Consider the following 7,010-nt stretch of genomic DNA (forward strand, 5'->3'; position numbering starts at 1 on the left):
GATGGGCGGGTTCTGGCCCGTGGCGGACGTGCTGGAGCATCTGGCCGGACAGTGGCGCGTGGAGCGCACCGTGCGGGATCTGACGAGCGGCGACGAGGGACTGTTCCGGGGGATCACCGTCTTCGGTCCGCTGGAGGGCGGCGGCCTGCTGCACGAGGAGTCCGGCACGTTCACCTGGCAGGGCGTCCCGCGGCCCGCCGAGCGGACGCTGCGGTTCCTGCCGGGGGCGGCGCCCGGCACCGCGGACGTGCGGTTCGCCGACGGTCGGCCCTTCCACGAGCTGGACCTGACGACCGGTCGGTACGTCGCCGAGCACCCCTGCGCCGCGGACCTCTACCGCGCCGAGTTCACCGTCCGGGACGCCGACCACTGGCGGACGGTCTGGCGGGTGGGCGGCCCCGACAAGGACCTCGTGCTCAGCACCGACTACGCGCGCGTGGGCTGAGCCGACACGGCGTCGAAGCGGAGGTTCCAGCGGCCGGCACAGCCGGTCACGGTGGTGGTCGACAGGGGGCGCACGTCGAGGTTCCAGTAGGTCGAGGGGGGCGCCTTCAGGACGTAGACCAGGGCGGCGCGGATCACGGAGGGCTCGGCGACGGCGACGATGCGTCCGCCGTCGTCGGCGGGCCGGGTGTCCAGCCAGCCGCCGACGCGGGAGATGAACTGCAGCAGCGACTCTCCGCCGTGCGGTGTGGAGCGCGGGTCGGCGAGCCAGGCGTCCACCGCCTCCGGCTCCCGGGCCATCGCCTCGCCCAGCGTGAGCCCGCGCCAGCGGCCCATGTCGCAGTCCCGCAGGGCGAGCTGCACCAGCGGGGCGTACCCCAGGGCGTCGCCGGTGGCGCGGCTGCGCGGCGTGGGCGAGCAGTAGCGCAGCTCGGCCGCCGCGAGCGGCAGCAACTCCCTCGCGACGTGCTGCACCGCGTCCCAGCCCGCCTGGTCCAGCGGCCGGTCGTCCTGGAAGCGCTCCGCGAGCAGCGGGGCGCTGCGCACCGCGGCGACGAACGTGACCCGAAGTTGCATGCGGTGATGGTGAGCCGCGCAAGTGGGCAGGTCAAGGGCCGTTACCTGGTAGTTACCGAGGGTATTCGGGACCTTACTCGAAGCTGTGCGCCATCCACTGGTCGGGGCGGTCCAGCGGCCGGAAGCCCAGTTTCTCGTAGACCCCGTGGGCGTCGTGGGTGGCGAGCAGGACGCGGCGCAGCCCGTAGGGCCGCAGGTGCTCGCACACGGCCCCGACCATCGCCGTCCCGACCCCCTTGCCCCGCACCGACGGGTCGACGTACACATCGGCGAGCCAGGCGAACAGCGCCTCGTCGGTCACCACGCGCGCGTACGCCACCTGCTCCCCCGAGGCCGTGTCGTACACCCCGAAGTTCAGCGACGCGGCCATCGCGCGCTCGTGCTTCTCGCGGGGGCGGCCGATCGCCCAGTACGCGTCGGTGGACAGCCAGCGGTGGACGCGGTCGGCGTCGACGCGGTCGGGGTCGGCGGAGAACTCGTAGCCGTCGGGGAGGGCGGGTGTGTCGGTCATGCCGGGAGAGTGGCAGGGCGGCAGTGCCGGTGTCGAACGGATTTGCCTGCGCACGCGACAGTGCCTAGAGGACCTCGTCGCAGGCCCGCCGCAGCCGCCGTACCCCCTCCGCGATCTCCCCGGTCCCCGCGACGGCGGCGAAGCTCAACCGCAGGTGGGCGGCGGGGGGTTCGGCGCTGAAGTACGGGCGGCCGGGAGTGATCGCCACGCCCTCGCGCAGGGCGGCGGAGGTCAGGGCTGACTCTCCCCCGGAGCCGAAAGCCTGGGAGGTGCCCCCAGTGCCGTCGGGGAGGCGGAGCCAGAGGTGGTAGCCGCCGGAGGGGACGTGCGGGAGGGCGAGTTCGGGCAGGTCGCGGCGGAGGGCGGTGGTCATCGCGTCCCGGCGGGCCTTCAACTCGGTGGCGACGGTGCGCAGATGGCGGGGCCAGGCGGGCGAGCCGACCAGTTCCAGGGCCGCTTCCTGCAAGGGGCGGGGGACGAAGAAGGAGTCGACGACCTGGATGGCGCGCAGGCGTTCCAGCACCGGGCCCCGGGCGGCCAGGGCGCTCACCCGGAAGCTGGGCGAGGTCACCTTGGTCAGCGAGCCGACGTGGACGACGACGCCGTCGGGGTCGTCGGCGGCCAGCGGACGCGGCAGCGGGCCCGCGTCCGCATGCACCAGCCGCCGTACGAAGTCGTCCTCGACCACGAAGGCGCCCGCCTCCCGGGCGATGCCCAGCACTTCGGCCCGCCGCTCCGGGGCGAGCACGGCGCCGGTGGGGTTCTGGAACAGGGGCTGGCAGACGAACACCCGGGCGCCGCTCGCCCGGAACGCGTCGGCGAGCAGCGCCGGCTTCACCCCGTCGGGGTCCACCGGCACGGGCACCGGGCGCAGTCCGGCCGCGCGGGCGATGGCCAGCATGCCCGGGTAGGTGGGCGACTCCACCAGCACCGCCGTGCCGGGCGGGGCCAGCGCGCGCAGCGCGGTGGTCAGCGCGGACTGGCCGCCCGCCGCGATCAGCACCTCGGCGGCGGTGACGGCCCCGCCGATGCCGCGCGCGAACCACTCGCGCAGCTCCGGCAGCCCCTCCATCGGCGGCCGCCCCCAGGCACCGGGGCGCCGTCCGGCGCGGGCCAGAGCCGCCGCCATCGCCCGCTCCGGCTGCAACGACGGGTGCAGATAGCCGCCGTTGAACTCCAGTACGCCCGGCGGCGGCGCGGCCAGGGACACCGTGACCCCGGATGCGTCGACGGTCCGCGGGACGAGCTCGGCGGCGCTGTCGGCGCTGAGTGCGACCTCCTGCCAGGAGGTGTCCCCGGTGGCGGCGGGCGCGCGGCGCGGATGCGCGCGGAAGGCACCGGCGCCGGGCCGGGTCACCACCAGTCCCTCGGCGACCAGCTGGGCCAGAGCCCGCGAGACGGTCACCGGGCTCACCCGGAATCGCTCGACGAGGGCCCGGCTCGACGGGAGCTTTCCGCCCGGCGAGTAGCGGTCGAGTTCCTGCCGCAGCCGCTGGGCCAGTACAGCGACACTGCTACGCTCTTGCATGAGAGTACAGAGTAGCGCTACTGCCACGCCTCGGATAGCGGTCACCACCCCCGGGCAACGCACCGGCCCGGGCGGCACCCTCCAGGCCGCCCTCGGCGTCACCGCCTTCTCCCTCACCTTCCCGGCCACCGCCTGGGGCCTGGAGGGCTTCGGACCCTGGTCGCTGGTGGCCGTGCGCAGCGTCCTCGCGGCGCTGATCGCGGTCTGCTGTCTGCTCGCCCTGAGGGTTGCGCCGCCCGACCGGCGGCACTGGCCGGGACTCGCGGTCGTCGCCGCCGGAGTGGTGCTCGGCTTCCCGCTGCTCACCACACTCGCCCTGCAGACCTCGACCACCGCGCACGCGGCCGTCGTCGTCGGCCTGCTGCCGCTCACCACCGCGCTGTTCTCCGCCCTGCGGATGGGCACCCGCCCCTCCCGCACCTTCTGGGTGGCGGCCCTCGCGGGTGCGGCCGCGGTGCTGGCCTTCACCGTGCAGCAGAGCGGCGGTGCTCTGACGGCCGCCGACGGCTACCTGGGCGCGGCGCTGCTGGTGTGCGCGGCCGGCTACACCGAGGGCGGCCGGCTGGCCCGGGTGATGCCGGGCTGGCAGGTGATCGGCTGGGCGCTGGTGCTGTGCCTGCCGCTCACCGTGGCGGCCAGCGCGCTGGCCCTGTCGTACGAACCGGTGCGCCTGACCGCGCACGGCATGGCCGGGTTGCTGTGGGTGGCGGCGGGCTCGCAGTTCCTCGGGCTGGTCGTCTGGTACCGGGGAATGGCGGCCATCGGCATCCCGCGGGCCAGCCAGTTGCAGTTGGCGCAGCCGCTGCTCACACTGGTGTGGTCGGTGCTGCTGCTGGGCGAGCACCTCACGGCGGCCGCTCCGCTGACGGCCGCCGCCGTGCTCGTGTGCATCGCCGTCACCCAACGGTCGCGATCGTGAGGAGGCCCCGCAGATGCGCGCATCCGTGGGCGACCACCTGGTCCAGCACGGCAGGGTGGTAGGCCAACACGACCAGGTCACGGAAGTCGTCGAAGTGATGGGTACGGAGGGCAACCCGCCGTACCGCGTCCGCTTCCCGGACGGCCACGAGGCCGTGATGTCCCCCGGCCCGGACTGCGAGGTGCGGCACCGGGAACAGGAACACCAGGCACAGTAGATCAGCGCGGTGGCTTCGCCGGCTGCCCGTAGTGGTCGGCGACCACCCGCGCCATCGCCCCGATCGGGTCCTTCGCCACGTCCTGGGCGGCGAAGAAGACATGCCCGCGCACCTGTGCGTACTCGGCGGCGAGGGTGAGGTGCCGGGACAGCTCGACCGGGTCCTGCCAGACCGAGGGCTGCCCGGCGGCACCCGCCTTGTACAGCGCCTCACCCACGTAGAGGTGCGTCTTCGTGCCCTTGGCCACGTCCGCCCACCAGTGCACGAGCGTGGCGTAGTCGGCGGCGGCGAAGCCGATGTGCCAGTACAGCTGCGGCACGATGTAGTCGATCCAGTGGTTCCGGACCCACTTGCGGGTGTCCGCGTGCAGATCGTCGTACGTCTGTACGCCCGCCCGGGTGTCCGAGCCCCGCTCGTCGGTCGAGGCGTTGCGCCACACCCCGAACGGACTGATCCCGAACCGGGTCCCGGGCCGCACCTTCTTGACGCGGGCCGCGGTCTCGCGCACCAGCCTGTCGATGTTGTCCCGGCGCCAGGCGGCCCGGCTGTCGAAGTCGCCGCCGTACGCGTCGTAGGCGGCGTCGTCGTCGAAGGTCTGCCCGGCCACCGGGTACGGGTAGAAGTAGTCGTCGAAGTGGACGGCGTCCACGGGGTAGTTCGCGACCGCGTCGAGCATCGCGTCCTCGACGAAGGCGCGGACCTCGGGCAGGCCCGGGTTGTAGTAGAGCTTGCCGCCGTACGGCACCACCCACTCCGGGTGCCTGCGGGCCGGGTGGCTCGCGGCGAGCCTGGCCGGGTCGGTGTGGTTGGCGATCCGGTACGGGTTGAACCAGGCGTGCAGCTCCAGGCCCCGGGCGTGGGCCTCCGCGACGGCGGTGCCCAGCGGGTCCCAGCCGGGGTCCTCGCCCTGGGTGCCGGTGAGGTACTGCGACCACGGCTCGTACGGCGAGGGCCACAGGGCGTCCGCGGTGGGCCGCACCTGGAAGACCACGGTGGTGAGCCGGTCGCGGACCGCCCGGTCGAGGTGGGCGACCAGCTCCGCGCGCTGCTCGGCCGCCGTGAGGCCCGGGCGCGAGGGCCAGTCGCGGTTGCTGACCGTCGCCAGCCACACGCCCCGTATCTCGGTGACCGCGCGACGGCGGCGCGGCGCGGCCGACGCGCCCTGCGTCATCGCCAGCGTCGACAAGGCCGCCAGCGCGAACGCCCGCCGCGACACCCGTCTCATCGGACCCATGGACACCCCGTACGCTCCGGATCCGCTCCGTCACGGATCGTCTCGCGCTCAAGGATGCCCCCACCCGGACGATCGATCATCGATACTTGGGAGTAACGTGCACGATCGGAGCAGGCGCGGAACCCGGAGCACCTGCCTCAGCCGTTGAGCAGCGAAGGGGTCGATGTGACGGACATCTCCGGAGATATTGCGCGGGTCGGAGTGGTGGGCTGCGGCCAGATGGGGGCGGGCATCGCCGAGGTGTGCGCCCGCGCCGGCCTGGACGTGAAGGTCGCCGAGACCACCGGCGAGGCCCTGGAGATCGGCCGCACCCGGCTGTTCAACTCCCTGGCCAAGGCCGCCGAGCGCGGCAAGATCAGCGAGGAGGAGCGGGACGCCACGCAGGCGCGGCTGAGCTTCACCACCGACCTCGGCGAGTTCGCCGACCGGGACCTGGTGATCGAGGCCGTCGTGGAGAACGAGCAGGTGAAGACCGAGATCTTCCAGGTGCTCGACCAGGTGGTGACCCGGCCGGACGCGATCCTCGCCTCCAACACCTCCTCCATCCCGCTGGTGAAGCTCGCGGTCACCACCTCCCGGCCCGACCACGTCGTGGGCATCCACTTCTTCAACCCGGCCCCGGTGCAGCAGCTGGTCGAGCTGATTCCGGCGCTCACCACCTCCGAGGGCACCCTCAGCCGCGTCCAGCTCTTCGCCGAGAAGGTGCTCGGCAAGCACGCCATCCGCGCCCAGGACCGCTCCGGGTTCGTGGTGAACGCGCTGCTGGTGCCCTACCTGCTGTCCGCGATCCGGATGTTCGAGTCGGGCATCGCCAGCCGCGAGGACATCGACAACGGCATGGAGATGGGCTGCGCCCACCCGATGGGCCCGCTGAAGCTGTCGGACCTGATCGGCCTGGACACCATCGTCTCGATCGCCAACTCGATGTACGCCGAGTACAAGGAGCCGCTGTACGCCGCTCCCCCGCTGCTCCAGCGCATGGTCGAGGCGGGACGGCTGGGCCGGAAGACCGGCTCGGGCTTCTACACGTACGGCTGATTACACGCAGCGATGCTCTGAGGGCCCGGCACCGGAATCGGTGCCGGGCCCATCTGTTTCACACACCGTGTGCGCGCCGGGCACGCATATGCCCGTCGCACACGCTCCCCACGCGCCCACCAGGCGAGTTGACTCGCCATGCGCATGCAAGGGATGCGGAAACAACCCCGTTCGACTACGGAAAGGAGTGGACCCGTGCCTGCCGAACCGGAGCATCCCGTGGTCCATGGAGAACTCGCAGAGTTACGTCGCCGCCTCGACGTGGCGTACGCCCGTGTCGAGGGCGGGCTGGCGCTGCTCAGCCATCGCACCGAGGAGACCGCCAAGGAAGTGGACGAGCTGAACACCCGCATGATCTCGCTGGAACACGCCCGCTGGCCGCTGCCCTCGGTCGCCGCGCTCACGGCCCTGGGCGCGCTCGTGGTGACGATCTGGCAGGCGCTGGCCCACTAGGCAGTTTCGTTTGGATCAGTCGGTCGTTGGTCCGGGTGTGCCGTTGACTGATGCGCAGTGGGCGCGGATCGAGCCGTTGCTCCCGGACCG

At 72.8% G+C, this 7,010-nt stretch carries 9 protein-coding genes; 5 read left to right on the forward strand and 4 right to left on the reverse strand.

Going from position 1 to position 7,010, the window contains the following annotated elements:
• The first annotated feature begins 1 nt into the window (after window position 1).
• A complete protein-coding gene (locus ACIBBH_RS21460; protein ID WP_399406824.1) occupies window positions 2–445 on the forward strand; it encodes a DUF6314 family protein in 444 nt (147 codons plus the stop codon).
• Here ACIBBH_RS21460 and ACIBBH_RS21465 read toward each other — a convergent pair.
• The 3 genes from ACIBBH_RS21465 to ACIBBH_RS21475 all read right to left on the reverse strand — a co-directional run bounded on the left by ACIBBH_RS21465 (window position 427) and on the right by ACIBBH_RS21475 (window position 3,059).
• A complete protein-coding gene (locus ACIBBH_RS21465) occupies window positions 427–1,020 on the reverse strand; it encodes a histidine phosphatase family protein (protein WP_399406826.1) in 594 nt (197 codons plus the stop codon). The two genes, ACIBBH_RS21460 and ACIBBH_RS21465, sit on opposite strands and share 19 nt — an antisense overlap.
• Before the next feature lie 73 nt (window positions 1,021–1,093).
• Window positions 1,094–1,531, reverse strand: coding sequence for a GNAT family N-acetyltransferase (locus ACIBBH_RS21470; protein ID WP_399406828.1), 438 nt, complete (start codon window positions 1,529–1,531; stop codon window positions 1,094–1,096).
• Window positions 1,532–1,595: 64 nt separating this feature from the next.
• Window positions 1,596–3,059: a PLP-dependent aminotransferase family protein gene (locus tag ACIBBH_RS21475; RefSeq protein ID WP_399406830.1), complete on the reverse strand. Its 1,464-nt coding sequence runs from the start codon at window positions 3,057–3,059 to the stop codon at window positions 1,596–1,598.
• Here ACIBBH_RS21475 and ACIBBH_RS21480 point away from each other — a divergent pair.
• Together ACIBBH_RS21480 and ACIBBH_RS21485 are read left to right on the forward strand one after the other, a co-directional pair.
• The gene (locus ACIBBH_RS21480; protein ID WP_399406832.1) at window positions 3,058–3,978 is read left to right on the forward strand and encodes a DMT family transporter; all 921 of its coding nucleotides are present in this window, start codon (window positions 3,058–3,060) and stop codon (window positions 3,976–3,978) included. The genes ACIBBH_RS21475 and ACIBBH_RS21480 overlap by 2 nt on opposite strands.
• 13 nt (window positions 3,979–3,991) lie before the next feature.
• The gene (locus ACIBBH_RS21485; RefSeq protein ID WP_399406834.1) at window positions 3,992–4,195 is read left to right on the forward strand and encodes a DUF1918 domain-containing protein; all 204 of its coding nucleotides are present in this window, start codon (window positions 3,992–3,994) and stop codon (window positions 4,193–4,195) included.
• Window position 4,196: 1 nt separating this feature from the next.
• Here ACIBBH_RS21485 and ACIBBH_RS21490 read toward each other — a convergent pair whose 3' ends face one another.
• A complete protein-coding gene (locus ACIBBH_RS21490) occupies window positions 4,197–5,420 on the reverse strand; it encodes a glycoside hydrolase family 10 protein (protein ID WP_399406860.1) in 1,224 nt (407 codons plus the stop codon).
• A gap of 174 nt (window positions 5,421–5,594) precedes the next feature.
• Between ACIBBH_RS21490 and ACIBBH_RS21495 the strand changes: the two genes are divergently transcribed.
• Complete coding sequence (locus ACIBBH_RS21495) at window positions 5,595–6,467, forward strand: 3-hydroxybutyryl-CoA dehydrogenase (RefSeq protein WP_399406836.1); 873 nt, start codon at window positions 5,595–5,597, stop codon at window positions 6,465–6,467.
• 195 nt (window positions 6,468–6,662) lie between these two features.
• Entirely contained in the window at window positions 6,663–6,920 is a 258-nt protein-coding gene (locus ACIBBH_RS21500) for a hypothetical protein (RefSeq protein WP_399406838.1), read from the forward strand.
• The last annotated feature ends 90 nt before the right edge of the window (window positions 6,921–7,010 follow it).

It is taken from the genome of Streptomyces sp. NPDC051636 (assembly GCF_044453765.1).
Classification (GTDB): domain Bacteria; phylum Actinomycetota; class Actinomycetes; order Streptomycetales; family Streptomycetaceae; genus Streptomyces.

Excerpts from the sequence above, each read along its gene's own strand:
- ACIBBH_RS21460 (WP_399406824.1), top strand. The coding sequence starts at position 2 with ATGGGCGGGTTCTGGCCCGTGGCGGACGTGCTGGAGCATCTGGCCGGA.
- ACIBBH_RS21465 (WP_399406826.1), bottom strand. The coding sequence starts at position 1,020 with ATGCAACTTCGGGTCACGTTCGTCGCCGCGGTGCGCAGCGCCCCGCTG.
- ACIBBH_RS21470 (WP_399406828.1), bottom strand. The coding sequence starts at position 1,531 with ATGACCGACACACCCGCCCTCCCCGACGGCTACGAGTTCTCCGCCGAC.
- ACIBBH_RS21480 (WP_399406832.1), top strand. The coding sequence starts at position 3,058 with ATGAGAGTACAGAGTAGCGCTACTGCCACGCCTCGGATAGCGGTCACC.
- ACIBBH_RS21475 (WP_399406830.1), bottom strand. The coding sequence starts at position 3,059 with ATGCAAGAGCGTAGCAGTGTCGCTGTACTGGCCCAGCGGCTGCGGCAG.
- ACIBBH_RS21485 (WP_399406834.1), top strand. The coding sequence starts at position 3,992 with ATGCGCGCATCCGTGGGCGACCACCTGGTCCAGCACGGCAGGGTGGTA.
- ACIBBH_RS21490 (WP_399406860.1), bottom strand. The coding sequence starts at position 5,420 with ATGAGACGGGTGTCGCGGCGGGCGTTCGCGCTGGCGGCCTTGTCGACG.